Genomic DNA, 25,578 nt, shown 5'->3' on the forward strand with positions numbered 1-25,578 from the left:
ATAAACGTCGCCGCGTTCCGCGCCGGGTTACCGGGTTCGGCACCGACTTCCGGTCGCGAACCTGACCCGGACGCATGACAACCTCGGGGACCCCGCTCGCGTTCACGCAGCGCATAGGGTGGGGGCGTGCTGATCTACAAGATCCTGCTGCCCGCGGAGTGGGCCGCGTTCGAGGATGCTGGCCGGTTCGACGGGTCGCCCTTCGACCACGAGTCAGGGTTCATCCACTGCTCCTCGCGCGCGCAGGTCGGCCCCACCGCGCTGCGGGTGTTCGCGGACGAGCCGGCGCTGGTGGTCGCGGCCATCGACGCGGAGGTGCTTGGCGACAGCGTCCGCTGGGAGGAGTCCACCGACGGCGGCCTGTTTCCGCACGTGTACGCGCCGGTGCCGCGGAACGCCGTCACCGCTGTCCACCATGTCGCGGGAGCGGCCGAGGTCGACAGGGCGCTGCCTGATGCGTGAGCGACTGGAGCAGCTCGACGGGTTGCACTGCGCCATTGCCGTCCATCGTGGACAGACGATGCTGGAGCACTACGGCTCGGGCGAGGACTTCACCTGGAACACGCCGCTGGGCACCGTCGACTTCGAGGCGCACACGCTGCACGACGTGCGTTCGGTGACAAAGAGCGTGGTCGCCCTGCTCTACGGGATCGCGCTCGGCGACGGCCTGGTGCCGGAGCCGGCCGCGCCGCTGCTTGCCAGCTTCCCGGAGTACCCCGACCTGGCCGCGGACCCCGACCGGGCGCGCCTCACCGTCGAGCACGCGCTGACCATGTCGCTCGGGCTGGAGTGGAAGGAGGAGATCCCCTACAACGGCCCGGCCAACGCCGAGATCGCGATGGAGATGGCGCCGGACCGGTACCGGTTCGTGCTGGAGCGGCCGGTCGCCGAGGCGCCGGGCGTGCGTTACGCGTACTGCGGCGGTGCGAGTGCACTGCTCGGCGGGCTTATCGCGCGGGGCACCGGCCGGGGACTGGCGGACTTCGCGCGCGACACGCTGTTCGCCGCGCTGGGGATCGACCGATTTGAGTGGATTGCCGGGCCGGACGGTGTGGTCTCGGCCGCCTCCGGGCTGCGACTGGCGACCCCGGACCTGGCCCGCATCGGGCAGCTCGTGCTGGCCGGCGGCGAGTGGGACGGCAGGCAGGTCGTCCCCGCCAACTGGCTCACCGCGATGCTCGCGCCGCGCCTGCCGATCGAGTGGGGCGGCATGTACTGCTACCAGTGGTACAGCGGAGAGATGGCCGGCCACCGCTGGGTCGGCGCCATGGGCAACGGCGGGCAGCGCCTGACGATCCTGCCCGAGCTGGACCTTGTCGTGGCGATCGCGGCCGGCAACTACGACGACCCCGAGCAGTGGCGCACCCCGACGGCGGTGCTGGAGCAGGTCGTACTCCCGAGCGTCACCTGATGCGGCTCCGCGCCTGCCTCGCGGCGGCCGCAGCGCTGGTCCTCGCCGCCTGCTCAGCCGAGCCGGCGACCGCGCCACGCCCGTCGCCCTCGGTGTCGCTGCCCTCGCCGCCCTCGGCTGCCGCGCCGGGCGACGTGCGGGACATGAGCACGCCGCGGGCGTTCGCCACGAACCTGCGGGCGTACGCGGTCGGCGACGCGCTCGGCGCCGATGACCGCGCCGTGCTGGTCGGCTGGCTGCGCGGCAACACGACCGGCGACACGCTCATCCGGGCCGCCGTGCCGGCTGGCTGGCAGGTCGGCGACAAGACCGGAGCCGGTGGGTACGGCACGCGCAACGACATCGCGGTCCTCTGGCCACCCGGCGGCCCGCCGATCGTGCTGACCATCATGTCCACGCGCGGCGAGCGGGACGCGCGGGCCGACGACGCGCTTGTCGCCCAGGCCGCCGTGCTCGCGATCGAGGCTCTTGAGCGCTAGGACTTCGGCCGCGGACCGCGGATGTCAGCGCGGCAGGCGACCGGCGGCGAGCTTGGCCGAGACCGGCAGGGACAGGCCCGAGCCGCGGGCGTAGCGGGCCACCCGCGCGTCGAAGGCGGCCCGGATCCGCTCGCGTACCTCCGGCGGCTGGCCCAGCACCTGCGCCGACATGCGCACCGTGCCCTCCATCAGGCTCTGCCACAGCTCGTCCGCGCTGTCGACGCGGTGCTCGAACGCGACCGTGGTCACCTCCACGCCGCCGAAGCCGGCCGACTCGAAGAGTGCGACGAGGCTCTCCCGCTCCGCGTACCGGAAGAACGGTGGACCCTCGGGAAGGCCGGCGGGCGCGACCGCGCCGGCCTCCGCGAGCGCGTCAACGAGGACTCCGACGAAGCGTGCGTGTTGCGGCAGGTCCCATGCGGTGAGCGCGAGCCGTCCGCGGGGCGCGGTGACCCGGGCCAGCTCGGCCACCACGGCGTCCGGGTCAGCCAGGTGTGGCAGCAGGAAGTTGCCCACCACCGCGGCGAACGTGCCACCGTCGAACGGCAGCTCCTCCGCGGCCGCCTCGCGAAAGTCCAGCCGCGGGTGGTGCGCCCGGGCCAGCGCCAGCATCGCGGCGGACTGGTCGACGCCGGTGGCGCTCGCGCCCCGCTCGGCGGCGCGGGCGGTCGCGTACCCGTGGCCGCACGCCACGTCGAGCAGCCTCGTCCCGGCGGTGACCTCGGCCGCGTCCAGCAGGTGGTCGGCGACGCGGTCGGTGATGCGGGCGAGTAGCCGCTGGTACCCGCCCGCCTTCTCCTGCCACCCGGCCCGCTCGAAGCGGCCGAACGCGTCCATCCGGCAAGTGTCGCAGATCACATCCACGGCGAGCTGGCAGTCGATGCGAGCGCTGAGCCACATGCTCTGTACCCTTCGGGCCGTGACCGCACGCGTGCGCCGGCTGGTGCTGGTCCGGCACGCGATGCCGGAGGTGGAGCGCGACGTGCCCGCTGAGCGTCGAAACCCGGGCGCCGACGACCGGGCCGCAGCCCAGTCGATGGGTCCGCTGCTGTGCCGCACGGGCGCCGCGGCATGACGGCGGTCGGGCCGCCGCTGGTGAGCCGGCTGGTCGCGAAGCAGTTCCCGCAGTGGGCAGGCCTGCCCGTGCGTGAGGTCAGCACCGTCGGCACCGACAACATGATCTACCGGCTCGGCGACGAGCTCGTCGTCCGCCTGCCCGCCCTGCCCCGCGCCGCGCCGACGGTGGGCCGCGAGTGGGAGTGGCTGCCCCGGCTCGCGCCCCGGCTGCCGCTGGACGTGCCGGTGCCGCTCGGGTCGGGCGTGCCGGACGGCGAGTTCCCGTACCCGTGGTCGGTGTACCGCTGGCTCGAGGGGCAGACCCTGGCCACCCGGCCGGACCTGGACATGCGCGACGTGGCGGTGCGGCTTGGGCGGTTCGTGGCCGCGCTGCAGCGGATCGACACGGCCGGCGCGCCGCGCTCGCCGCGCGCGGTGCCGGTGCGGGCCGGCGACACCGAGGTGCACGAGTCGATCGAGCGGCTGGCCGCCGTCGGGCTTGTCGACGCCGAGCTGGCCACCGCCGTGTGGGAGGACGCGCTCGCCGCGCAGCCCTGGGCGAAGCCGCCGGTCTGGCTGCACGGCGACCTGCTGCCGGCCAACCTCGTCGCGCGGCACGGCCGGCTCGCCGCGGTCATCGACTTCGGCCAGGTGGGCACCGGCGATCCGGCCACCGACCTGCTGCCGGCCTGGGCACTGCTGACCACCCGCACCCGGGACGTCTTCCGCGCGGTCGTGGGCGTCGACGACGCGACCTGGCGGCGGGGGCGCGGCTGGGCGCTGAAGGCGGGGCTCGGCGCGATGCGCATCTACCGGTACACCAACCCGGCCCTCGCCGCCGCCGGCCGGCACTCCCTCGCCGAGGTGCTCGCGGACTTCCGCGTCACACCCTGACGCCGATCAGCAGCCCGGACGCCCACGCCAGCGTCGTGGTGCGCAGGCCCGGCACCAGCGGCAGCGCGGCGACGAACGCGTCCACCCGCTCCTGGTGCTCGCCCGGCCAGCTCGGCTGGGGCAGCAGGTCGTCGCCGATGTAGAGACCGCCGGGCCTGAGCAGGCCGACCACCTCGTCCATCCGGTGAAACTTGCCGGGCATGCAGTCGACGAACGCGAGGTCGAAGGGCTCACCGTCGTACGTGGACAGCCACTGCTCCACGTCCGCGTTGACGAACGTGACCCGCGGGTCGAGGCCCAGATGCCTGGCCGCCACCGCCTGCACGCCGGCGTCGACCTCCACAGTGGTCAGTCGCGCCGCCGCGTCCGCGCCGTCGAGCAGCCACGCCGCGCCCGCGCCGGTGCCCGTGCCGAGCTCCAGCAGCCGCCCTCCAGGCTTGCTCGCGGCGAGCGTGGCCAGCAGTGATCCGGTGCGCTCCTCGCAGGACATCACGAAGCCGCGCGCCGCGGCGTCCGCGAGGATGCCGGCCAGCGCGGGCGGGCGGCGGGTGGGGAAGTCATCCACGCCGGTCACCGTACCCGCAGCGCCTCGCGCGCCGCCTCGAGCACGACCAGGTCCGCGCACCCGGCCGCGTAGCCGGCGATGCGGCGGCGGATGTCGCGGCCGAGGAGCCAGACCCCGATCCGTTCGAGCACCGGTCGCAGGAAGCGGGGGCGGCACCGGAAGTTGTACCGCCACGTGGCGACCGTGTGGCCCGGCGTCCCGGCGGGCGCGAAGCGCCAACCGCCGGCGAACATCTCGAAGAACCACGGGCCGCGCACCATCTTCATACCCACGTTGGTCGGCGGTGCGAACGACACGTACTCGCTGACCATCGTGAGGCCGTGCTTGGACCGGGTGAAGGTGCGCACACCCTTGCCCGGCCGGGTGGCGCCGTCGACGAAGTGCTGCCGGCGCAAGAACGGGTCCCACCGGTACCGCACCGGCGCGGTGGTCTGCGACACGGCGAACGCGAGGTCGGGCGGCACGGGCACGGTGATCATGGCTTCGACGACTGGCATCGCCCCATTGTCGCCATCGGCGCACGGGTTCGCTGGGTCAGTACGACGCAGCCCAGTACCACCACCGCCGCGCCGATCGACGCGGGAGTGACCTCCTCGCCGAGCAGCAGCGCGGACCAGAGCAGGGTGAGCACCGGCTGGGCGAGCTGGATCTGCCCGACCCGGGCGATGCCGCCCCGGGCGAGGCCGGCGTACCAGGCGAAGAAGCCCAGAAACATCGAGACCGCGGTGAGATAGGCGAACGCCGACCACGCCCCGGCGCCGGCGCGCGGCGGGTGCAGCCAGGCGGCGCCGAGCGTCACCGTCAGCGTGACCGGGAGCGACAGCACCAGCGCCCAGCAGATCGTGCGGGCACCGCCGAGCTCGCGGGCGAGCGCGCCGCCCTCGGCGTACCCGAGTCCACAAAGGATGACCGCGACGAGCAGGAACAGGTCGGCGGCGCTCAGCGCACCGCGGACCGTGCCGCTGGTGACGAGGAACGCGAGCACGGCGAGCATGCCGGCGGCGATGGCCACCCAGAAGAGCGGCGGCGGCCGCTCGCCGGCCCGCAGCACCGCGAACACGGCGGTCATCGCGGGCAGCACGGTGATGACCACGGCACCGTGCGCCGACGTCTGCGTGGTCAGGGCCAGCGACGTGAAGAGCGGGAAGCCGACGACCACCCCGAGCGCGACGACCGAGAGCCGCCGCCACTGCCGCGGGGTGGGTGGGGGCGCGCCGGTGAGCCGCAGGTACGCCCACGCCAGCAACGCCGCGCCGACGGCCCGCCCGAAGGCGACGAACCACGGGTCGAGCTGCTGCACGGCGACGCGGGTGAACGGCAACGACAGGCTGAACGCGAGCACGCCGAGCGCACCGAGCCCGAGGCCCACCAGGCGGTCGGCCGTTATCGCCGGCGCGAGAGTAGCGTTACTCTGATCCCTCATGGAGTACGGTAACGCAGTGGATCGCGTTATCCAAGATCTGCGCCGCCTGGCGGCCGCGGCCGAGCCCGGCGCCCGGCTGCCCTCGGTGCGCGAGCTGACCGCACGCCACCAAGCGTCACCGGTGACCGTCGCCGAGGCGATCCGCCAGCTCGTGGCCGAGGGACTCGTCGAGGCGCGGCCGGGCAGGGGCACCTTCGTGGCGGCCCGGCCGGACGAGCGGCGCGCACCCGACCTGTCCTGGCAGACGGTCGCGCTCGGCGCCGGCCGGCCCGGCGAGGACGAGATGCAGGCGTTACTGGCGTTACCGCGACCGGGCGCGATCCCGCTCACCGGCGGGTACCTCGACGCGGACCTGCAGCCCACCGCCGCTCTCGGCGCCGCGCTCGCCCGCGCCGCCCGCCAGCCCGCCGCCTGGCAGCGCGGGCCCACCGAGGGGCGGGAGGACCTGCGCGCGTGGTTTGCCCGGGAGGCCGGTGGCGGGCTGCGCGCCGACGACATGGTGATCTGCCCCGGCGGGCAGGCGGCGCTGTCGTCCGCGCTGCGCGCGCTCGCCGTGCCGGGCGACACCCTGCTCGTCGAGTCGCCCACCTACCTGGGCGCACTGGCCACCGCCCGGGCCGCGGGGCTTCGGGTGGTGCCCGTGCCGGCCGACGCCGACGGGGTGCTGCCCGACCAACTCACGGCGGCGTTCGCGCGCACCGGCGCGCGGCTGTTCTACTGCCAGCCGCTGCATGCCAACCCGAGCGGGGCGACGCTGTCCGCCCGCCGCCGGTCCGAGGTCGCCGAGGCGGTGCGGGGCGCGGGCGCGTTCCTGATCGAGGACGACTACGCCCGCGACCTCACCATCGACGGCGACGCGCCGGCGCCGCTGGCCGCCGACGACCCCGACGGTCACGTGGTCTACCTGCGCTCGCTGACCAAGTCGTGCGCGCCCGGCCTGCGCGTCGCCGCGATCGGTGCGCGCGGCCCGGCCGGCGCCCGCGTGCGCGCCGCCCGCCTGCTCGACGACCTCTTCGTCTCCGGCCCGCTGCAGCAGGCCACGGTCGAGTTTGTCACCGCGCCGGCCTGGACGCGGCACCGCCGGGCCCTGCGCGCCGCCCTGCGGTCTCGCCGCGAGGCGCTGCTGAAGGCGCTGCACCGGCACCTCCCGCACCTGACCCCACCGGCGGTACCCCGCGGCGGCCTGCACCTGTGGGCGAGGCTGCCCGACGGCACCGACGACGTGGCGGTGGCCGCCGCGGCCGCGACCGAAGGCGTCGTCGTCTTTCCCGGCCGCCCCTGGTTTGCCGCGGAGCCGCCCGCGCCGCACCTGCGCCTGACGTACGCGGCGGCCCCGCCCGAGCTCATGGACGAGGCCGCGCGCCGCCTGGCCCGCGCCGTGCCGGGCCTCAGCCCTTGACGCAGACCACCTGCTTGAGGTGCGCCACGACCTCGACAAGGTCTTCCTGCTGCTCCATGACCTGGCCGATGTCCTTGTACGCCCCCGGGATCTCGTCGACGACGCCCGCGTCCTTGCGGCACTCGACGCCGGCGGTCTGCGCCTCCAGGTCCTCGGTGCTGAACATCTTCTTCGCCTTGGACCGCGACATCCGCCGCCCCGCGCCGTGCGACGCCGAGCAGTACGCGTCGGCGTTGCCCCGCCCGCGCACGATGTACGACCCGGTGCCCATCGAGCCCGGGATGATGCCCAGGTCGCCGGCGCCGGCCCGGATCGCGCCCTTGCGGGTGACCAGCACGTCGACCCCGCCGTAGCTCTCCTCCGCCACGTAGTTGTGGTGGCAGCTGATCGGCTCGTCGTAGCTGACCTGCGGCAGGATCCGGCGCACGACATCGCAGAGCAGGGCCATCATGACGGCCCGGTTGCGGCGCGCGTACTCCTGCGCCCACCACAGGTCGCGGCGGTACGCCTCCATCTCCGGCGTGCCGGTCAGGAAGACCGCCAGGTCGCGGTCGGGCAGGTCGGTGTTGTGCGGCAGGCGGCGGGCGATGGCGATGTGCCGCTCGGCGAGCTCCTTGCCGATGTTGCGCGAGCCCGAGTGCAGCATGAGCCAGACCCGGCCGGCGTCGGAGCTCTGCTGGCCGGAGCCGCCCTGCTCGACGCAGACCTCGACGAAGTGGTTGCCGCCACCGAGCGTGCCCATCTGGAGGTGCGCCCGACTCTCCAGCTTGGACACACCATCGTGGAGGGTGCCGAACCGGCGCCAGAACGCGTCCCAGCCGCCCTGCTCGAGACCGCGGACCCGCCGCGGGTCGACCTCGCGGTCGCGCTGCGCGAAGCCGACCGGGATCGCGTCTTCGATCGCGCCGCGCAGTGCGGCAAGGCTGTCGGGGAGGTCGCCGGCGGTCAGCGAGGTGCGCACCGCCGACATGCCGCAACCGATGTCGACACCGACCGCGGCCGGCGATACGGCCTGCCGCATGGCGATGACGGAACCGACGGTCGCGCCCTTTCCAAAGTGGACGTCGGGCATGACGGCGACGCCCTCGACCCACGGCAGCTGACCGATGTTGCGAAGCTGCTGTGCGGCCTCGGGCTCGATGCCGTACGGGTCGGTCCAGACCCGCACGGGCGCCTTGGTGCCCGCCAGCAGTGTGTACCCCATGATGTTTCGCCTCCCTCCAGCCGCTCAAAGGTAAGAAAATCAAGGGCTGCGCGGCAACGGTGTTTTGACGCGGGCGGGCTCGTCGCGCTCGATGCGCAGCTCGCGTTCCAGCTCGGCCACCAGCTCCCGCAGGTCGTCCAGCCGCTGGCTGATGGCGATGCGGTCGATCTCGTCTGGCACACCGTCGCCGTCTTCGTCGGCCGCCATCCGCTCGGTCATCTCCAGCCGGCGGGCCTCCTCCATCGAGTTGACGATAACCGCGATGAGGATGTTCAGCAGGAGGTTGGCGGTGATGAGCACGTAGCTCACGTAGTACACGAGGGTCCACGGCGACAGCGCCAGGCCCTGTTCGATGAGCTCGGGCAGGTTTTCCAGCGACAGCAGCACGAAGAGGGTGAGGACGGCCTGCCCGATCGTGCCGTACTCGTCGGGCGCGTGGTCCTTGAAGATGAGCCAGCCCGCCATGCCGTACACGTAGAGAGTCACCATGGCGAGTGCCAGGAAGCCGCCGACGCCGGGCAGGCTGCGCAGCAGCGCCGCCACGATCGTGCGCAGGCCGGGGGAGAAGCGCACCAGCCGCACGACGCGCGCGATGCGGATGACGCGCAGGGCGGTGTCGCTGTTCAGGCCCGGCAGGAACGCGGCGGCGATGACGACGAAGTCGAAGACGTTCCAGCCGTGCCGGAAGAAGTCCTGCGGCCGGCGGCCGTGTGCGAGGATCCGGATGACGATCTCGGTGACGAAGACCGCCCGGAAGAACCACTCCAGCAGGTGCAGCGGCGGGCCGGCGACGCCGAGGTGCGGGTACGTCTCCAGGCCCAGCACGACCGCGTTGGCGCCGATGAAGACCACGATGGCCACCTCGAAGGCGCGGGACTCGACGATGCGGTTACAACGTTCGGTCAGGCGCGTCGGCGGCACGGCGAAACCTCCCCAGACTGTCGCGTGCTGTGTGTTCTTGCAAGCTTGTGGCAACAAGGTATGGTTGCCGGCATGGAACCTGGCGGTGACGAGCCGCCGGGCTCCGCTGCGATGATCCCGGGCGTCCGGGCGCACGTCGAGACCGTGCTGTTGAGTGCGCGGGGCGGACGGCTCTGCTTCCGCACCGCCTCCCGGCAGCTCGGGGTTGGCGAGCACCCGGACGCCTGCGCGCGGAGCCTGGCCGGCCACGGCGTGGGGCTGCTGCACTCGACCTCGTGGCGGCACACCGCCGAGGGCATCCTGCTGACGTATGTGGCGCTGCCCGACCCGGACCCGTCCGCACCGGCCGAGCCGGTGCTCGACCTGCCGGTCACGCGCGGCCCCGACCCGCTGACCCCGAGCCCGGCGGTGGTGCGGCCGGTCGACGTGGCCGCGCACGCGTGCCGGCACCTGGCCTTTCTGCGCCACACCGACCCGCAGGTGGCGGGCGCCGTCACCGGTGCCGGCGAGCTGTGGGACCTGATCGACGTCTTCACGCCCGCGGTGGCCGGGCTGCTCCCGACGGGCGTGCGGTAGCCCTTCAGGCCACCAGGTCGGCGGCCAGCCGCGGGATGCGGGCCACGATGCTGAGGTGGCCGTCGACCGGGCGCAGGTCGAGCTTGGCGCCGGGGATCAGGTCGACGGTGTGTCGCGAGTGGGCGACCGGGATGACCGTGTCGGCCTCGCCGTGCAGCGCGACCACCGGCGCCCGGATCGCGCCCGGGTCAAAGCCCCACGGCCGCGCCTGCACCGTGATGTCGTGCGCGTACCCCACGACGCCTTGGCTGAAGCTCTCCGCGAGCGTCTCGGTCATGGACGCCGCCATCTCGGGCCGGCTTGTCAGCGCGAGGTCGGCGTCGGCCCACTCGCCGCCGCCCTCGGAGTAGCGGGCGCCGTCCGGACCGAACTGCTCCTCGCACCACGCCACCGCCGCGGCGTCGTCGCCCACCCGCATCAGCTCGGCCTCGCGCTTTTCCACCCCGTCCCACGCGGGCGCCCAGCCCATGTCGGTCACGCCGGCGACCACACCGGCCGCGGCCACCCGGCCGGGAAGCAGGGCGGCACTGACCACCGCGTACGGCCCGCCGGAGGAGTAGCCGACGACCGCGAAGCGCTCCAGCCCGAGGTGGTCGGCGAGCGCGGCGACGTCGGCCGGCCAGTCGTCCAAGAGGCGGCCGGGGCGGGGCGACGACCGGCCGTAGCCCGGGCGGTCGGGAGAGAACACCCGCAAGCCCATCCGGGCCAGCTCGTTGTCCCACGGCACCAAGTCGAGCCGGCTGGTCGGTGCGCCGTGGAAATACAGCACCGGAGCGCCGTCGGGTGCACCGAGGTCGGTGTAGGCCAGGGTGCGCCCGTCCGGAAGGGTCATCGCGTCGTCCCGCATTCGGGTCAGTATGCCGCCACCGGCAAAACCGCGTGCGCCTGTTGGGTGAACCTCCGGGCCGGGGGCCCTACTGTCCGCGAAAGACCGCGACAGATATTTGCCCCGGTCCGCCCGGGTGCGGACCGTATGCTCCCGCGGGCAACGCGGAGGCCGGCGGCGAGCTGGCGCTCGCCGAAATCCCCGACCTCCGCTGCCGGGTCCGCGCGCCACGGTCCGGAGCACCGCGCCAGCGCGAAGCTCAGGCCGCGCGCGGCTCCACCACGGTGATCACCACGTCCCGGCGTAGCCGGAAGCCGATCGACTCGTAGAGCCGCAGTGCCGCGGTGTTGTCCGCGGAGGCGTGCATGAACGGCGTCTCGCCGCGCGCCCTGACGCCGGCCGCAACGGCGCGCACGATACGGGTGGCCAGGCCCTGCCCGCGGTAGGCCGGGTCCGTGCAGACAGCGCTGATCTCGGTCCAGCCGGGCGGCTGCATGCGCTCGCCACCCATCGCGACAAGCCGACCCTCCCGCCGGATGCCGAGGTACGTGCCGAGCTCGACGGTGCGCCGGCGGAACGGTCCGGGCTCGGTGCGGGCGATGAGGTCGAGCATCTCGTCGACGTCCGCCGGCCCCAGCCGCACCGCCTCCGGGTCCGCTGCCGCGCGCAGGGAGACGTCGACGAGCTGCACGCCCGCGAACACCTCCAGCACCTCCCACCCCGCCGGCGGCGTCACGGCGGCGCCGACCGTGGCGACAGCCTCGCCCGGTTCGGTGATCGCGGCGAGGTCGGCCCAGGCGCGCCCGTCCGATCCGGGGCGCAGCGCGGCGAACGGCGCCACGTCCGACGGGTAGCGGGCGGCCTCGCCCTTGAGATGCCCCAGGCGGGCGTGCGCGCCGTTCAGGGCGGCCCACACCGGATGGTCCAGCACGTGTGTCACGTACCCGATCATCGCGCGCCGCCCTCGGGTGGGCGCTATGGGGCAATTGCTATGCGGTGTGGACCACACGGGGCAACTAGATTGCTATCTATCGATGCCCCCCGCTCCCATGAGGAGTCCACAATGTTCAGACGCGCCTTCCTGGGTCTGCTCGCGCTCTCCCTCTCGCTCGTCGGCGTCCAGGTGATCGCCGAGGCGCCCGCAGCCGCGGCGCCGCGGATCATCTACTACGACGCCAGCCGGGCCGGCGAGTTCGCCACCAACTTCGCGCAGGCGGCCCAGATCTGGAACAGCAGCGTGGCCAACGTGCGGCTGCAGGCTGGATCGCCGGCGACCGTCGTCATCTACGTCGACAGCGGCTGGCCCCGGGCGTACGTGACCGGGCTCGGCTCGGGCCGCATCTACATGGGCCGGCAGGCGGTCAACCAGGGCTACAACCGCACCCGCATCGCCACCCACGAGTGGGGCCACATCCTCGGCCTGCCGGACAACCGCACCGGCCTCTGCTCGGACCTCATGTCCGGCAGCAGCGCGCCGGTCTCCTGCGCCAACGCCCAGCCCAGCGCGGCCGAGCGGGCGAGGGTCGACCGCAACTTCGCCAGCAGCGCCGCACCGGCCCCGGCGAAGGTCTACGTCTGGAGCTGACTTCGGACCGGGAGCGCGCCTCCCCGCGCCGGGCGGCGGACCACGTCGGCCGCTGAGAGCCACCTGACCAGCTCCGCGCCGGGCATCGGGTGCGCGGCGATCCAACCCTGGATCAGCGTGCACCCGGCCTCGGCGAGGAGCTGGCGGGTGTACTCGTTTTCCACGCCTTCGGCCACCGTGCGGATGCCGAGCGTCCGAGCCATCTCCACAATGGACCGCACGATCGCGGCGTCGTCGCGGTTGTCGGCCATCCCGGCGACGAACGAGCGGTCGATCTTGATTTCGCTGATCGGCAGGCGGCGCAGGTGCTGCAGCGACGAGTAGCCGGTACCGAAGTCGTCCAGCGAGATCGCGACGCCCAGCGCGGCGATCCGGTTCACCGTCGCCTGCACCCGGCTCGGGTCGGCCAGCAGCGCGCTCTCGGTGATCTCCACCTGGACCCGCTCCGGCGGCACGCCCCGCTCGCGCAGCCGTGCGGCCAGGTGCGTGGCGAGGTCGTCGCTGTAGAGGTCGCGGACGCTCACGTTGAGCGAGGCGCGCAGCGTCAGCCCGGTGCCGCGCCAGGCCGCGGCCTGCGCGGTGACGTCGTCGATGACCCGCATGGTGAGCTGCTGCATGACCGAGCTGTGCTCGGCGACGCTGAGCAGGTCGCGGGTCGGCACGAGGCCGTGCACCGGGTGGTGCCAGCGCAGCAGCGCCTCCACGCCCTCCACCTCGCCGGTGGCCAGCGACACCTGTGGCTGGTAGTGCATGGCGATCTGCTGCGGCTCCGGGACGGTCAGCGCGTCGCGGAAGTCGGTGAGCAGCTTGAGCCGCTCCGGGCTGTTCTGGTCGGCCCGTGCGGCGTACGTCGCGACCGCGTCGCCGCGCTGCTTCGCCTCGTACATCGCCACGTCCGCGTGGCGCAGCAGCGTGGGAAAGTCCTCACCGTCCGAATAGGACGCGATGCCCAGCGAGGCCGTCACGTCGATCTGCAGCCGGTCCAGCGCCACCGGACGGGCGAGTGCGTGTACGACCGTGCACGCCACCCGCTCCGCCTCCTGGGGCGTGTGCGTGGCCAGCAGGATCGCGAACTCGTCGCCGCCCAGCCGCGCCACCGTCGACTCGGCCGGCTGTACCGCGGCGATCCGCTCCGCCACCGCGACAAGCAGCCGGTCGCCGACGTCGTGGCCGAGCGTGTCGTTGACGTGCTTGAACCGGTCGAGGTCGAGCATCAGCAGCGAGAGCACCGCCGGCGCCGGCACACCGTCCGGCGAGACCCGGCCGCGGGCGGCCAGCAGGTCGTTGAAGCCGGCGCGCAGGCCGGCGCGGTTGGCGAGGCCGGTCAACGGGTCCATCCGCGCGGCCCGGTCCCGCTCGGCGGACAGGCGCGCCATCCGCTGCACGGCGAACAGCGGTGCGAAGACCAGCGGCACGAAACCGACGTTGATGTGTGCGGCCACCGCGAGCACCGGGCTCAGCAGCAGCAACGATGCCTTGAACAGCAACTGGTTGCCGACCGCGCTGGTCAGCGACCGCGACCGGGCCGGGGCCCCGCGCAGGACGGAGTGGACGAACTCCAGCGCGGCGTAGACGACGATCCACGCCACCACCGCGAGCACCACGGCGATCGCATCCGTCGCGATGTTCGTGGGCCCGTTCCGCTCGAACGGGTCCGGCTGGCCGAGCCACAGGACCGCACCCGAGGCGGCGAACGCCAGCGTGTACTGCCCCCACGCCTTGACCGCCTCGACCATCGGGGCGTGCAGCTTCCACCGCACCAGCAGCACCGCGACGGCCTGCGCCGCGATCGCCGGCCCGAAGCCCCAGCAGAGCTGGATCGCGAACGTGAAGCAGATCGTCGGGCACACGATCAGTGGCGGCCTGCCGGGTGTCGGCCGCTCGATGAAGGCGAGCATGCCGGCCACCACGGCGAGGACGGTCATCAGCCACATGGGCGGGTGCGCCACGGCCTCCGCGACGACATCACGCGCGGAGAGCGCCAACAGAAACCCTCCGGTGACGCCCATCACCAATGCGTACAGCCGTAGGAGGCGTTGCTTGGTCCACCGGCGTCCAGCCATGGTCAGACCCGCCACGTGCCACCCCCTCAGCCGCCCGTCATCCCCCGTGACCGGCCCAAAGAGTAACTCGAACGATCTTCACGGCAAAACGCATATGAGAGGTTTAACCCCCGATAGGTGGATTTCTCCAAGTACTTGCGTCGATTTGCTCCCTAGTCCGTCACGACCCAGGCGGCGGTGTCCGGCGGCAGCAGGTCGCCGTCGAGCGGCCCGCTGGTCAGGACGACGTGGCCGGGCACGGGGAGGGCGACCGGCTCGCCGGAGAGGTTGACCACACAGGTGAACGTGGCATCGCGGCCGCGGCTGAAGACGAGCACCCGGTCAGGGCCGGGCAGCCACGCGAACGGGCCGTCGCCGAGCTCGGGCCGCGCGTTGCGCTGCCGCAGCGATCGCCGGTACAGCTCGAGCATCGAGTCGGGGTCGCCGGACTCGGCCTCCACCGTGCGGTCGTGCCAGGTCGTCGGCTGGGGCAGCCACGGCTCGGCGGTGGCACCGGGCGGGCTGAAGCCGAACGGCGGCACCGCGCCGGACCACGGGATCGGCACGCGGCAGCCGTCGCGGCCGAGGTTTTCACCGGCGGTGCGGTAGAACATCGGGTCCTGCCGCAGCGCGTCCGGGATGTCCTCGATCTCCTCCAGACCGAGCTCCTCGCCCTGGTACATGTAGACCGAGCCGGGCAGCGCGAGGTTGAGCAGCAGCGCGGCGCGGGCCCGGCGCAGGCCGAGCGCGCGGTCGGTGGGCGCCCCGAGCTGGCGGTAGTCCAATGTGAACGAGGTGTCGGCGCGCCCGTACCGGGTCACGTGCCGGGGAACGTCGTGATTGGACAGTACCCATGTCGCGGCCGCGCCGACCGGTGCGTGTACGGCGAGCGTCTCGTCGATGGTGGCGCGCAGCGCGGCAGCGTCCCAGGGGCAGCCGAGGAACGCGAAGTTGAACGCGGTGTGGATCTCGTCCTCGCGCAGGTACGCGGCGAACCGCTGCGCGTCGGGCAGCCACACCTCGCCGATCAGTGCCCGCGGCTCCGGGTAGCTGTCGGTGATCGCCCGCCACGCCCGGTACACCTCGTGCACCTCGTCGCGGTCCTGGAACGGGTGCGGGAGCGGCGGGTTCGCGGGGTCGAAGTCGGCGAGCGCGCCGTCCTTCATCAGCAGCGCGGCCGAGTCGATACGGATGCCGTCCGCACCCCGGTCCAGCCAGAACCGGAGCACGTCCTCGAACTCCTCGCGGACTTTCGGGTTCTCCCAGTTGAGGTCCGGCTGCTCGGGCGCGAACAGGTGCAGGTACCACTCGCCGGGCGTGCCGTCCGGGTTGGCGGTGCGGGTCCAGGCCGGCCCGCCGAAGATGGACTGCCAGTCGTTGGGCGGCAGCTCGCCGGACTCGCCGCGGCCGGGGCGAAACCAGAACAGGTCGCGCGCGGTCGAGCCGGGCCCGTTCTGAAGCGCTTCGACGAACCACGCGTGTTTGTCCGAGCAGTGGTTCGGCACCACGTCGACGATGATCCGGATGCCCAGCGCGTGCGCCTCCCGGATCAGCTCCTCGGCCTCGGCGAGCGTGCCGAAGACAGGGTCGATCGCCCGGTAGTCCGAGACGTCGTAGCCGGCGTCCGCCTGCGGGGACGCGTACCACGGGCTGAACCACACGGCATCGACGCCGAGACCGGCGAGGTGGTCGAGGTGGGCGCGGACGCCGCCCAGATCGCCGACGCCGTCGCCGTTGCTGTCGGCGAAACTGCGCGGATAGATCTGGTAAATGACGGCCGAGCGCCACCATTCCACCGTCGCCGAGCGCACCTTCTCCGGCTCGACGGTCCCGATTTCGCCCACGGCAAACCTGCTTCCTTGTACGTGATGTGTTTCGTGCGACGTGCACCCGATGCTGTGTTGGTTGGCGCTATCCCTTCAAGCTGCCCGCGGTGAGACCGGACATGATGCTCTTTTGGAAAATCAGGAAGAAAATGATGGTCGGGATAGCGGCGATGACCGCGGCGGCGACGACCACGTTCATCGGGGTGCCGCCGGAAAAGGCGTAGATGCCGACGCTGACCGTCCTGGTCTCCGGCGACGGCATGACCAGCTTCGGCCAGAGGAAGTCCTTCCACACCGCGGTGACCGCGAAGATGGAGACCACACCGAGGATCGGCCGGGACATCGGCAGGATGATCGACCACAGGGTGCGCAACGGGGTCGCGCCGTCCATGACCGCCGCCGACATGATCTCCTCGGGGATCGAGTCGAAGAAGCGCTTGAGCAGGAAGATGTTGAACGCGTTCGCCACCGCGGGGAGCCACAGCGCCAGCGGCGAGTCGAGCAGGTTGACGTGCAGGATCGGCAGGTCGATGACCGTCACGTACTGCGGGATGATGAGCACCATCGCCGGGATCATCAGCGTGACGAGCATCAGGCCGAGGATCGCGTTGCCGAAGGCGGGGCGCAGCTTCGACAGCGCGTACGCCGCCGTGGTGTCCAGCACGAGCTGGAAGATGAGCGCGCCGGCCGCGTAGTAGAACGTGTTGAACAGCAGCTTGGCGAGGTCGAGCTGGTTCCACGCGTCGGTGTAGTTGGTCAGCCGCGGGTCCTTGGGCCACAGCGTCGGCGGGGTCTGCGCGATCTCCTGGCCGGACTTCAGCGCGCCGGTGACCATCCAGTACAGCGGGCCGATGAAGACCAGCGTGAAGATGAGGACCACGGCGACGAGCAGGGTCCAGTAGATGTACTTGCCTCGCCCGCGCCGCATCTGAGCGGAGGAGATCAGGGTCCGGGTGCCGGAGTCCGCTGCCATGAGTGGTGTTCCCCTAGTCCTGTTGCGAGGTGAGGCGCACGTACACGAAGGAGAAGCCGGCCAGCACGATGAGCATGATCACGCCGAGCGCGGCGGCCCCGTTGAGGTCGTTCTGGAAGAAGCCGTGCTGGTAGATGAGGTACGCGACCGAGGTGGCCGAGTCCTGAGTGCCGGCTCCGTTGGCGAGGATCAGCGGCTCGATGAACAGCTGCATCGTGGCCACGATCTGCAGCATCGCCATCAGCGACAGGATCAGCTTCGTCTGCGGGATCGTCACGTTCCAGATCCGCCGCCAGATCCCGGCGCCGTCGATCTCGGCGGCCTCGTACAGCTCGCCCGGGATGTTCTGCAAGGCGGCCAGGTAGATGAGCACGGCGGCGCCCATGTTCATCCACGTCGACGCGATGACCATCGCGGGCATCGTCATCGTCGTGGACTGCATCCACTCCGACGTCGGCAGGTGGAAGAACTTGAGGATCGCGTTGAAGAGGCCGGCGTCGCTCGGGTCGTACGCGTAGTACTTGAACAGGAACAGCGCGGACGCCGGCGGCAGCATCACCGGCAGGTACACCAGGATGCGCAGGTAGCCCTTCGCGTGGCGGAACTCGTTGAGCAGGATCGCCACGAAGAACGGCACCGCGTACCCGAGGATCAGGGCCAGCGCGGTGAAGTAGAAGGTGTTCTTCCACGCGGTCCAGAAGCTCGGGTCGTTGATGATGCGTTCGTAGTTGTCCCAGCCGACCCAGGTGGTCTCACCGCGTCGCGTCCGCTGAAAGCTCATGACGACGCCGCGGACCATCGGGTACCAGGAGAAGATGGCGAAACACGCCACGGCGCCGATCAGAAACGCGTACCCGGTCAGGTTGTTCTGCAGCTGGCGCTTGCGCCGGCTCTGCCGCCGGGCCGGCGGCCGCGGCCGGGATCCGGACACCTCGGCGGGCTTGCCGTGCGCCGTGATTGTCGCCATGAAGACTCCAGTGTTGGTCCATATGTCTTCGGTCTGGACGGAGGGTGCGGGGCCGCTGCCGCGACCCCCGCACGCCGACGTCAGCTACCCGTGCCACCTGTGGCGAGGACCTGGTTCACCTTTTCCTCGGCCGTCTTCAACAGCTGGTCGATGTTGGCCTTCGAGTCCGTCAGGACCGCGGACATCGCCGCGTCCAGTACCGCGTAGACGGCCTGCGCGTTCGGCGGCTCCACCTTCACCGGCACCGGGTTGTTCTCGAATGCCGCGAAGTCCTCGACCGTCACGTTCGCGTTCGCCTTGCGCTGCTCGAGCTCCTGGTTGTACGCGGCGCTGCCGACCGTGAACAGCTGCGGCTGCGGCAGGCCCACCGGGTTGTTCTGCGGCTTGGCCCGCACGTAGTCGAACTGGCCCTTGCCCGGGGTGAGCTTCTGGTACGCCAGCCACTTCAGGCCGGCCTCGACCTGCTCCTTGCTCAGGCCCTTCTTGAAGAAGTAGCCCTCGCCGCCGCCGAGCGTCGCCTTCGCCGGGCCGTCCTGGCCGGGCATCGGGCCCATCGCCCAGTCCTGGTACTTGCCCTGGAACTGGGTCACGATCGCGGTGGTGGCGTCCGGCGCGCCGATGAACATGCCGACCTTGCCGGCGCCCGCGTTGGTGAGCAGGTCCGGCCACTGCAGCAGCTGCTTTTCGCCCACGCTGTTGTCGGTGAACCGCATGTCCTTGAGGGTCTGCAGCACCTGCTTGCCCTGCGCGTTGTTGAAGTCCGCCTTCTTGCCGTCCTCGGTCACCATCTGGCCGCCGAGCGAGTAGATCTCCGCGGTGAAGTGCCAACCGCCGGTGTTGCCCGCGCTGTACTCCGAGTACCCGGCGATCCCGTTGCCGAGTGCGGAGATCTTCTTCGCGGCCTCACGAACCTCGGCCCACGTCTTGGGCGGGTTCTTCACGTCGAGCCCGGCCTGCTGGAACAGGTTCTTGTTGTAGACGAGGCCCATCGAGTAGTTCTTCGTCGGGATGCCGTAGATCTTCCCGCCGTCGGTGAAGGCCGCCTTGGCGCCGGCGTCGACGCTGTCCCAGGTCGGCACCGTCGAGGTGTTGACGTACTCGGTGATGTCCATGACCTGGCCGGAGTCGAGGACCTGCTGCAGGTCCGTCATGTACCCGTAGAAGACGTCCGTGGTCGTGCCGCCCTGCAGGCGCGCGGTGAAGTCCGGCGGGTTGTTGCACTGCGTGCCGACCGAGACGCTCTTGATCTCGATGTTCGGGTTTTCCTTCTCGAACGCGTCGACGTCCGCGTTCCAGTTGGCCAGAAGCTCCTTCTGCGACGCGACCGGCTGGCAGTCGACCGTGATGGAGACCTTTCCGCCGGACGAGGACGACCCGTCGTCGTCGCTCTTGGTGGAGCAGGCCGCGAGGCTGAGCCCCGCGAGACCGGCCGCGGCCGCTACGGCGACGACCTTTCGATACAGCGGTGCGGACATAGTCCTTCCCTTCGGGAACTCCGGTTGCGTCATCGGTGCCCTGCGGTGACGCGTCACCGCAATGCGTCTGTGCTCGGCGGTGTGAATTGACTCGCTGGTGTCGATGGCTGGCCTGGCACCGGATTCGTGCTCAAGCGCAAGTGGAGTCACCGTAGCTAACACGACATATTTCTGCAAGGTTTCGATTGAACTCTGCAAAGTTGAGACTCAACCGTGTTTGATCGTTGACGGACACGCGTATTCCGCGACGAATGAGGCTTGCATGACGAAATGGGCGGTTGCCGCCGCTTCCACGGCTGCAACCGCCCGGAAATCCGGCTGTTATCAGGGCAGTACGCGTGTCCAGATGTTGGTGGCGAGCGGCCCGTGGGTCAGGCTTGTCCGCTCCAGCCGCACGTTGTCGCCGCCCGGCCGCTCGAAGAGCCGGGTGCCGTCACCGAGCAGCACCGGCGCGACGCAGACCAGGACCTCGTCCGGCAGGCCGGCGTCGAGGCAGGCCCGCGCGGTGTTGGCGCCGAGGATGTTGACGTACTTGTCTCCGGCCGCCTCCTTGGCCGCCGCGACCGCGCGCTCCAGGTCGTCCATGAAGACCACGCTGGGCACCGGCTCGGCCGGGACCTGGTGGGTGAGCACGAACGTCGGGCCGTCCCACGCGCCGCCGAAGGCGCCTTCGTTTTCGGTGCCCTTGTTGGGGTCGTCGCCCTCGAACGTGCGCCGGCCGACCAGCAGCGCGCCGATGCGGTGGACAAGGTCGTCCATGTCCGGGTTGGGCCCGAAGTACGGCTTCAGCCAGGACATGTCGCCGCCGTGCCCGGCGATGAAACCGTCCAGCGACATTGTCGCCGCGTAGAGCATCTTGGCCATGAGCTGCCTCTTTCCCTCAAGTGACTCCTACACCCGTTGAGACGCCGGCCGCCGGAAAACTCATCGGCGGGCTTCTCAGAGGGGAATCGGTGGGCCTCTCACAGGGAGTCGGGCAGTCCGAACGCGGCGAACAGGCCGGTGTCGTGGAAAGCGCTGATCTCGGCGATCCGGCCGTCCGCCACCCGGAGCACCCCGATCGCAAACGCCTTGTACGTGTCGTCGCCGGGCGCGCACACGTACGAGGCCACGGCCGGCATGCCGTTGGCGGCGACCGGCACCACGCGGAACCGGCCGATGTAGTAAGGAAGCGCCGGGTCCCAGCTCGCCCGGAGTGTGGCGAGCACCGTGTCCCGGCCGGCGAACCACATCGGCCACGGCGGCATGACCGCGCGGATGTCCTCGGCCATCAGGTCGGCCAGCGCGTCGAGGTCGGCCCGCTCGACCGCCTCCACGTAGCGGCGGACGACGGCCAGCTCCTCCTCGGTCGGGCCGAGCGGGTGCGTCCACTCCAGCCGGTGCTCGGGCAGGTGCTCGCGGAGCGTCGCGCGGGCCCGCTGCAGGGCGCTGTTGGTCGAGGCGACGCTGGCGTCGAGCGCGGACGCGGCCTCCTTCGCCGACCAGCCGAGCACGTCGCGCAGGATCAGCGTGGCCCGCTGGCGGGGTGGCAGGTGCTGGATGGCGACAAGGAACGCGAGCTCCATCGTCTCGCGGGTGACGGCCACGGAGTCCGGCTCCGCCTCGACCGGCGCGGCCCGGTCCGGAAACGGCTGCAGCCACGGGATGTCGGCGCGCGGTGGCAGGTCGGCGTCCGGGCCGGAGGGCGGCCCGAGGTCCTGCGGCAGCACGCGGCGGCCGCGGCCGCGCAGCGTGTCGAGGCAGGCGTTGGTGGCGATCCGGTACAGCCAGGCCCGCAGCGAGGAGCGACCGGCGAAGCCGTCCCGCCCTTTCCAGGCCCGCAGGAACGTCTCCTGCACGAGGTCTTCGGCCTCGTCGTACGAGCCGAGCATCCGGTAGCAGTGCACGCGCAACTCCCGGCGGTGCCGCTCCACCAACTCCGCGAACGCGGACTCCTCGCCCATACCGGGAACGCTACGTGGTTGTATCGGGGGCGTGGCTGGTACTGACGTCAAGCGGGTGGTGGAGGCGGTCTGGCGGATCGAGGCGCCGCGGCTGATCGCGGGCCTCGCGCGGATGACGCACGACGTCGGCCTCGCCGAGGAGCTGGCGCAGGACGCGCTCGTCGCCGCGCTGGAGCAGTGGCCGGTCTCGGGCGTACCGGATAATCCGGGCGCGTGGCTGATGGCCGTCTCCAAGCGGCGCGCGATCGACCACTTCCGCCGGCGCGAGCGCTTCGACCGCAAGGTCGAGGAGCTGGGGCGGGACCTTCCGGCCGCGCACACGCCCGACTTCGACGCGGCCGTCGAGGACATCGGCGACGACATGCTGCGCCTTGTCTTCACGGCGTGCCACCCGGTGCTCTCGACGGAGGCGCGGGTCGCGCTGACGCTGAAGGTGCTGGGCGGCCTGACCACCGAGGAGATCGCGCGGGCATACCTCGTCTCCGAGTCGACGGTCGCGCAGCGCATCGTGCGGGCGAAGCGGACGCTGGCCGAGAAGAAGGTGCCGTTCGAGGTGCCGAGCGGCGCGGAGCTGCCGGCCCGCCTGGCTTCCGTGCTCGAAGTGATCTATCTCATTTTCAACGAGGGCTACACCGCGACCGCAGGTGAGGACTGGATGCGGCCTGCGCTGTGCGAAGACGCGCTGCGACTCGGCCGGATCGTCGCCGAGCTGATGCCGCGCGAGTCCGAGGTGCACGGTCTGGTGGCACTGATGGAGATCCAGCAGTCGCGGTCGGCGGCGCGGGTCGGCCCGTCCGGCGAGCCGGTGTTGCTGATGGAGCAAAACCGGACTCGCTGGAACCGGCTGCTCATCCACCGTGGACTGGCCGCACTGGAGCGGGCCGAAAAGCTCGGCGGCGCACAAGGTCCTTACGCGTTGCAGGCCGCGATAGCCGCGGTACACGCGCGGGCGGGCACCGCCGAAGAGACCGACTTTGTCCGGATGGCCGCGCTTTACGAGCAGCTCGCAGTGGTCACGCCTTCACCGATCGTCGAGCTCAACCGCGCGGTCGCGGTGGCGATGGCGTACGGGCCGGAGGAGGGACTCAAGCTCGTCGACGAGCTGATGACCGAGCCGGCGCTCAAGGACTACCACCTGTTGCCGAGCGTGCGCGGTGACCTGCTGGCAAGGCTGGGGCGCAAGGAGGAGGCGGGCGCGGAGCTTACCCGTGCGGCCGGTCTCACCCGAAACGCACGCGAGCGTGAGCTGCTGCTGGATCGCGCACGGGCTTTGTAAACTCTGTGTCCCGAGGGCGACATCTGATTGTGTGAATCAGTACCATCGGGCGCATGTCACGGGGTCCCCTGTTTGCCGAGCCAGACTCCACGCAGTTGCTGGAGATTCCGGAAGAAACGCCGCCATCGAAGCATAAGACGCGTAAGGGGCGGCGTGGCCGGAAGATTCTCCTCATCGTGCTTCTCGTGCTCGCGCTCATCAGTGGCGGTGGCCTCATCGCCGGCGGGCTCTACTACCGCTCCGTCGAGGGCAGCATCGAGCGGGTGGACGCGTTCCAGGACGTGCCCGAGGCGTCGCGGCCGGAAAAGGTTGCGACAGATGCCAAAAACATGCTCATTCTGGGCAGTGACACCCGCGATCCGGAAAACACCGGCGGTTCCCGCAGCGACACGATCATCCTGGCGCACATGCCGAAGGGTCGGGGGAGCGCGCAGCTGATCTCGATCCCGCGTGACACCTGGGTCTTCGTGCCGAAGTCGAAGGACGGGCGGCACGGCGGGCGCGAGGCGAAGATAAACGCGGCTTTCGCGTGGGGTGGCATCCCGCTGACCGTGCAGACCGTGGAGAAGTACACGGGCGTGCGCATCGATAATGTGGCAATTGTCGATTTCGCCGGATTCCAGGAAATCGTGGACGCGCTCGGTGGCGTGGACATCACTGTGGAGAAGGCGTTCACCTCGACCCACTCGCTGCTCCCGGGCGGGCGTCGCGAGTTTCCGGCGGGCAAGCAGACGATGGACGGGGCGATGGCCCTGGACTACGCGCGTGAGCGCTACGCCTTCGCCGACGGCGACTTCGCCCGGATCCGGCACCAGCAGCAGGTCATCAAGGCGATCCTGGACAAGGCGGCGTCGGGCGGCACGCTGGCCAACCCGGCCCGGCTCAACTCGTTCCTGCGCGCCACCGCCGACGCGGTCTCGGTCGACGAGACGTTCAGCATCTTCGACACCGCCACCGAGATGCGCCACCTGCGCAGCGGCAACCTGACGTTCATCACCAACCCCACCACGGGCACCGGACGCAAGGGCTCGGAGAGTGTCGTGCTCGACGATCCGGAAAAGGTCAAGGCGCTGTACGAGGCCGTGCGGCGGGACGCGGTCCCGGAGATCCTCGCGGCGGCGAAGTAGGAGGCCAGGTCGTAACTGCTGTGTATTTCGGGGGATACCATGACCAGCACCAGCCTTTCGGCAGTGGGCCATCAGCCCTCGCCGGTGCAAGAGCCTACGGTCGAGTTACCGATCGTCGCGGCGCCCAAGCGGGACACCGCCGGAGACGAGGGCGATGACTCCTCGTTGATTCCCAAGCCGCGCCATGTGGATGGGGAGCCGGATGTCGCGGCAGCAATGCCGGTCCGGCCCGTTTCGACGACCGTGCTTCCGTACGTGGCGTCGGACACCTCCAAACGCACCCGCGCGCTGCGCGCCTGGATGATCACGGCGCCCGTCGACCTCTTCGCGATGCTCGCGCCGCTGGTGGTCTCCACGCAGTACTGGCGCGGCACGATCTTCCTCGCCGGGCTCACCGTCGTCATCTTCGCCGCCGGCGGTCTCTACCACGCGCGGCGGCACGTGAGCATCCTCGACGAGCTGCCCAGCCTGTGCGGTCGGCTCCTGGCGTCCGCGGCGATCGTGGCCATCATCGCCGCGCTGCGCCACGAGTCGGTCGACTACGTCGCCGGCTTCATGCGCATGGTGGCGCTCGCCGCCGGCCTTGTCATCGTCGGCCGCGTGATGACCCGGTCGCTCACCGTCTTCGCGCGCAAGCGCCGCTGGGTCGAGCACAACGCGATCATCATCGGCGCCGGGCCGGTCGGCGTCGAGCTGGCCCGGCTGCTGCGGCGGTACCCGCGCTACGGGCTGCGCTTCACCGGCCTTGTCGACACGGAGATGCCCACCGAGGCGGGCGCGCCGCCGCTGCTGAGCACGCTCGACGACCTGGACAAGATGGTCGACATGGTCGAGGTCGACGTGCTGATCCTGGCCGACGCGGTGGTGCCCGAAGCCACGCTCATGGAGGTGCTGCGGCGGCCGTCGTGTGCGGGGTGCGACCTGTGGGTGGTGCCGCGGCTGTGGGGCTCGCACGCGCAAGGGCGGCTGCCCGACCACATCGGCGCGATCCCCGTCGTGCAGGCCCGGCACACGATGCTCAGCGGTCCGCGGTGGGCGGCCAAGCGCGCCTCCGACATCGTTTTCGCCGTGCTGGCGCTCGCCCTGCTCAGCCCGGTCCTCGTGCTCTGCGCGATGGCCACGTTCCTCGACGGCGGGCGGGGTGTCTTCTTCCGGCAGGAGCGGATCGGGCGCTACGGCAAGCCGTTCCAGGTCATCAAGTTCCGCACGATGCGCCCGGCCGACGAGCACGAGTCGCAGACCAACTGGTCGATCGCGGGCGACCGGCGGATCGGCCCGATCGGGCGCTTCATGCGCCGCACCTCGCTGGACGAGCTGCCCCAGCTGTGGAACATCCTGCGCGGTGACATGACAGTTGTCGGGCCGCGCCCCGAGCGGCCGTACTTCGTGGAGAAGTTCTCCGCCGAGCACCCCGACTACGCGATGCGCCACCGGGTGCCGGTCGGCCTGACCGGCCTGGCACAGGTGAGCGGCCTGCGCGGCGACACCCCGATCTCCGACCGGGCCCGGTTCGACAACTACTACATCGAAAACTGGTCGCTCTGGCTCGACGTAAAGGTGTTGCTGCGCACCATCGCCGAGGTGTTTCGGGGCGGCGGGCGCTGAGCACC

General features: G+C 71.2%; 24 protein-coding genes and 2 pseudogenes. 11 read left to right on the forward strand and 15 right to left on the reverse strand.

Features of this window, described 5'->3' with window-relative positions:
• The first annotated feature begins 126 nt into the window (after positions 1-126).
• The 3 genes and pseudogenes from Phou_RS46330 to Phou_RS46340 all read left to right on the forward strand — a co-directional run.
• Complete coding sequence (locus Phou_RS46330) at positions 127-462, forward strand: DUF952 domain-containing protein (RefSeq protein WP_173070547.1); 336 nt, start codon at positions 127-129, stop codon at positions 460-462.
• A complete protein-coding gene (locus Phou_RS46335; RefSeq protein ID WP_173070549.1) occupies positions 455-1,411 on the forward strand; it encodes a serine hydrolase domain-containing protein in 957 nt (318 codons plus the stop codon). The genes Phou_RS46330 and Phou_RS46335 overlap by 8 nt, the downstream gene beginning before the upstream one ends.
• Before the next feature lie 119 nt (positions 1,412-1,530).
• Positions 1,531-1,890 (forward strand): annotated as a pseudogene (locus Phou_RS46340) (serine hydrolase); the annotation flags it as partial.
• Positions 1,891-1,914: 24 nt separating this feature from the next.
• Here the strand turns inward: Phou_RS46340 and Phou_RS46345 are convergent.
• A complete protein-coding gene (locus Phou_RS46345; protein WP_173070554.1) occupies positions 1,915-2,790 on the reverse strand; it encodes a class I SAM-dependent methyltransferase in 876 nt (291 codons plus the stop codon).
• Positions 2,791-2,809: 19 nt separating this feature from the next.
• Here Phou_RS46345 and Phou_RS46350 point away from each other — a divergent pair, with 19 nt between their 5' ends.
• Both Phou_RS46350 and Phou_RS46355 read left to right on the forward strand, forming a co-directional pair.
• Positions 2,810-2,965 (forward strand): hypothetical protein, encoded by a 156-nt coding sequence (locus Phou_RS46350; protein WP_173070556.1) that lies wholly within the window; start codon positions 2,810-2,812, stop codon positions 2,963-2,965.
• Entirely contained in the window at positions 2,962-3,840 is an 879-nt protein-coding gene (locus Phou_RS46355; protein WP_173070558.1) for an aminoglycoside phosphotransferase family protein, read from the forward strand. The genes Phou_RS46350 and Phou_RS46355 overlap by 4 nt, the downstream gene beginning before the upstream one ends.
• Here Phou_RS46355 and Phou_RS46360 read toward each other — a convergent pair.
• From Phou_RS46360 to Phou_RS46370, 3 genes are read right to left on the reverse strand one after another with little or no spacing between them, the layout of a single operon-like run.
• Positions 3,830-4,405, reverse strand: coding sequence for an O-methyltransferase (locus Phou_RS46360; protein ID WP_173070560.1), 576 nt, complete (start codon positions 4,403-4,405; stop codon positions 3,830-3,832). The two genes, Phou_RS46355 and Phou_RS46360, sit on opposite strands and share 11 nt — an antisense overlap.
• A gap of 5 nt (positions 4,406-4,410) precedes the next feature.
• Positions 4,411-4,902 carry an SRPBCC family protein gene (locus Phou_RS46365; protein WP_173070562.1) on the reverse strand — a complete coding sequence of 164 codons (492 nt, stop codon included), beginning with the start codon at positions 4,900-4,902 and terminating at the stop codon, positions 4,411-4,413.
• Positions 4,881-5,828, reverse strand: coding sequence for a DMT family transporter (locus Phou_RS46370; protein WP_173070564.1), 948 nt, complete (start codon positions 5,826-5,828; stop codon positions 4,881-4,883). The genes Phou_RS46365 and Phou_RS46370 overlap by 22 nt, the downstream gene beginning before the upstream one ends.
• On the opposite strand from Phou_RS46370, the gene Phou_RS46375 reads away from it, so the two are divergent.
• Entirely contained in the window at positions 5,827-7,227 is a 1,401-nt protein-coding gene (locus Phou_RS46375) for an aminotransferase-like domain-containing protein (RefSeq protein WP_173070566.1), read from the forward strand. The genes Phou_RS46370 and Phou_RS46375 overlap by 2 nt on opposite strands.
• Here Phou_RS46375 and Phou_RS46380 read toward each other — a convergent pair.
• Positions 7,217-8,431 (reverse strand): RtcB family protein, encoded by a 1,215-nt coding sequence (locus Phou_RS46380; protein ID WP_173070568.1) that lies wholly within the window; start codon positions 8,429-8,431, stop codon positions 7,217-7,219. The genes Phou_RS46375 and Phou_RS46380 overlap by 11 nt on opposite strands.
• A gap of 39 nt (positions 8,432-8,470) precedes the next feature.
• Positions 8,471-9,352, reverse strand: a complete 882-nt coding sequence (locus Phou_RS46385) for an ion transporter (protein WP_246274680.1) — start codon at positions 9,350-9,352, stop codon at positions 8,471-8,473.
• A 72-nt stretch (positions 9,353-9,424) separates the two neighbouring features.
• Here Phou_RS46385 and Phou_RS46390 point away from each other — a divergent pair, with 72 nt between their 5' ends.
• Positions 9,425-9,928, forward strand: a complete 504-nt coding sequence (locus Phou_RS46390; RefSeq protein ID WP_173070572.1) for a hypothetical protein — start codon at positions 9,425-9,427, stop codon at positions 9,926-9,928.
• Positions 9,929-9,932: 4 nt separating this feature from the next.
• Here Phou_RS46390 and Phou_RS46395 read toward each other — a convergent pair whose 3' ends face one another.
• Positions 9,933-10,775 (reverse strand): alpha/beta fold hydrolase, encoded by an 843-nt coding sequence (locus Phou_RS46395; RefSeq protein ID WP_173070574.1) that lies wholly within the window; start codon positions 10,773-10,775, stop codon positions 9,933-9,935.
• A 238-nt stretch (positions 10,776-11,013) separates the two neighbouring features.
• On the reverse strand, positions 11,014-11,694 hold the full coding sequence (locus Phou_RS46400; protein ID WP_308785112.1) for a GNAT family N-acetyltransferase: 681 nt from the start codon (positions 11,692-11,694) through the stop codon (positions 11,014-11,016).
• Between the two features lie 123 nt (positions 11,695-11,817).
• On the opposite strand from Phou_RS46400, the pseudogene Phou_RS46405 reads away from it, so the two are divergent.
• A pseudogene (locus Phou_RS46405) lies at positions 11,818-12,336 on the forward strand (snapalysin family zinc-dependent metalloprotease); the annotation flags it as partial.
• Here the strand turns inward: Phou_RS46405 and Phou_RS46410 are convergent.
• From Phou_RS46410 to Phou_RS46440, 7 genes are all read right to left on the reverse strand, one after another.
• Entirely contained in the window at positions 12,324-14,402 is a 2,079-nt protein-coding gene (locus Phou_RS46410) for a putative bifunctional diguanylate cyclase/phosphodiesterase (protein ID WP_173070579.1), read from the reverse strand. The pseudogene Phou_RS46405 and the gene Phou_RS46410 overlap by 13 nt on opposite strands.
• A gap of 152 nt (positions 14,403-14,554) precedes the next feature.
• On the reverse strand, positions 14,555-16,225 hold the full coding sequence (locus tag Phou_RS46415) for a glycoside hydrolase family 13 protein (protein ID WP_246274682.1): 1,671 nt from the start codon (positions 16,223-16,225) through the stop codon (positions 14,555-14,557).
• A gap of 67 nt (positions 16,226-16,292) precedes the next feature.
• A complete protein-coding gene (locus tag Phou_RS46420) occupies positions 16,293-17,180 on the reverse strand; it encodes a carbohydrate ABC transporter permease (RefSeq protein ID WP_173070581.1) in 888 nt (295 codons plus the stop codon).
• Positions 17,181-17,193: 13 nt separating this feature from the next.
• Positions 17,194-18,147: a carbohydrate ABC transporter permease gene (locus Phou_RS46425; protein WP_173070583.1), complete on the reverse strand. Its 954-nt coding sequence runs from the start codon at positions 18,145-18,147 to the stop codon at positions 17,194-17,196.
• 80 nt (positions 18,148-18,227) lie between these two features.
• A complete protein-coding gene (locus Phou_RS46430) occupies positions 18,228-19,622 on the reverse strand; it encodes an extracellular solute-binding protein (RefSeq protein WP_173070585.1) in 1,395 nt (464 codons plus the stop codon).
• Between the two features lie 324 nt (positions 19,623-19,946).
• Positions 19,947-20,486, reverse strand: coding sequence for a dihydrofolate reductase family protein (locus Phou_RS46435; RefSeq protein WP_173070587.1), 540 nt, complete (start codon positions 20,484-20,486; stop codon positions 19,947-19,949).
• Between the two features lie 98 nt (positions 20,487-20,584).
• Positions 20,585-21,565 carry a sigma-70 family RNA polymerase sigma factor gene (locus Phou_RS46440; protein ID WP_173070589.1) on the reverse strand — a complete coding sequence of 327 codons (981 nt, stop codon included), beginning with the start codon at positions 21,563-21,565 and terminating at the stop codon, positions 20,585-20,587.
• Between the two features lie 31 nt (positions 21,566-21,596).
• Here Phou_RS46440 and Phou_RS46445 point away from each other — a divergent pair, with 31 nt between their 5' ends.
• From Phou_RS46445 to Phou_RS46455, 3 genes are all read left to right on the forward strand, one after another.
• On the forward strand, positions 21,597-22,841 hold the full coding sequence (locus Phou_RS46445; protein WP_173070591.1) for an RNA polymerase sigma factor: 1,245 nt from the start codon (positions 21,597-21,599) through the stop codon (positions 22,839-22,841).
• A gap of 176 nt (positions 22,842-23,017) precedes the next feature.
• Positions 23,018-23,968 carry an LCP family protein gene (locus Phou_RS46450; protein ID WP_246274684.1) on the forward strand — a complete coding sequence of 317 codons (951 nt, stop codon included), beginning with the start codon at positions 23,018-23,020 and terminating at the stop codon, positions 23,966-23,968.
• 84 nt (positions 23,969-24,052) lie between these two features.
• The gene (locus Phou_RS46455; protein WP_246274686.1) at positions 24,053-25,573 is read left to right on the forward strand and encodes a sugar transferase; all 1,521 of its coding nucleotides are present in this window, start codon (positions 24,053-24,055) and stop codon (positions 25,571-25,573) included.
• Positions 25,574-25,578: the final 5 nt, after the last annotated feature.

It is taken from the genome of Phytohabitans houttuyneae (genome assembly GCF_011764425.1).
Lineage (GTDB): Bacteria > Actinomycetota > Actinomycetes > Mycobacteriales > Micromonosporaceae > Phytohabitans > Phytohabitans houttuyneae.

Coding starts and splice junctions, on each gene's coding strand:
- Phou_RS46390 (WP_173070572.1), top strand. CDS start 9,425: ATGGAACCTGGCGGTGACGAGCCGCCGGGCTCCGCTGCGATGATCCCG.
- Phou_RS46425 (WP_173070583.1), bottom strand. CDS start 18,147: ATGGCGACAATCACGGCGCACGGCAAGCCCGCCGAGGTGTCCGGATCC.
- Phou_RS46345 (WP_173070554.1), bottom strand. CDS start 2,790: ATGTGGCTCAGCGCTCGCATCGACTGCCAGCTCGCCGTGGATGTGATC.
- Phou_RS46375 (WP_173070566.1), top strand. CDS start 5,827: ATGGAGTACGGTAACGCAGTGGATCGCGTTATCCAAGATCTGCGCCGC.
- Phou_RS46420 (WP_173070581.1), bottom strand. CDS start 17,180: ATGGCAGCGGACTCCGGCACCCGGACCCTGATCTCCTCCGCTCAGATG.
- Phou_RS46395 (WP_173070574.1), bottom strand. CDS start 10,775: ATGCGGGACGACGCGATGACCCTTCCGGACGGGCGCACCCTGGCCTAC.
- Phou_RS46335 (WP_173070549.1), top strand. CDS start 455: ATGCGTGAGCGACTGGAGCAGCTCGACGGGTTGCACTGCGCCATTGCC.
- Phou_RS46435 (WP_173070587.1), bottom strand. CDS start 20,486: ATGGCCAAGATGCTCTACGCGGCGACAATGTCGCTGGACGGTTTCATC.
- Phou_RS46430 (WP_173070585.1), bottom strand. CDS start 19,622: ATGTCCGCACCGCTGTATCGAAAGGTCGTCGCCGTAGCGGCCGCGGCC.
- Phou_RS46380 (WP_173070568.1), bottom strand. CDS start 8,431: ATGGGGTACACACTGCTGGCGGGCACCAAGGCGCCCGTGCGGGTCTGG.
- Phou_RS46410 (WP_173070579.1), bottom strand. CDS start 14,402: ATGGCTGGACGCCGGTGGACCAAGCAACGCCTCCTACGGCTGTACGCA.
- Phou_RS46440 (WP_173070589.1), bottom strand. CDS start 21,565: ATGGGCGAGGAGTCCGCGTTCGCGGAGTTGGTGGAGCGGCACCGCCGG.
- Phou_RS46355 (WP_173070558.1), top strand. CDS start 2,962: ATGACGGCGGTCGGGCCGCCGCTGGTGAGCCGGCTGGTCGCGAAGCAG.
- Phou_RS46370 (WP_173070564.1), bottom strand. CDS start 5,828: ATGAGGGATCAGAGTAACGCTACTCTCGCGCCGGCGATAACGGCCGAC.
- Phou_RS46365 (WP_173070562.1), bottom strand. CDS start 4,902: ATGCCAGTCGTCGAAGCCATGATCACCGTGCCCGTGCCGCCCGACCTC.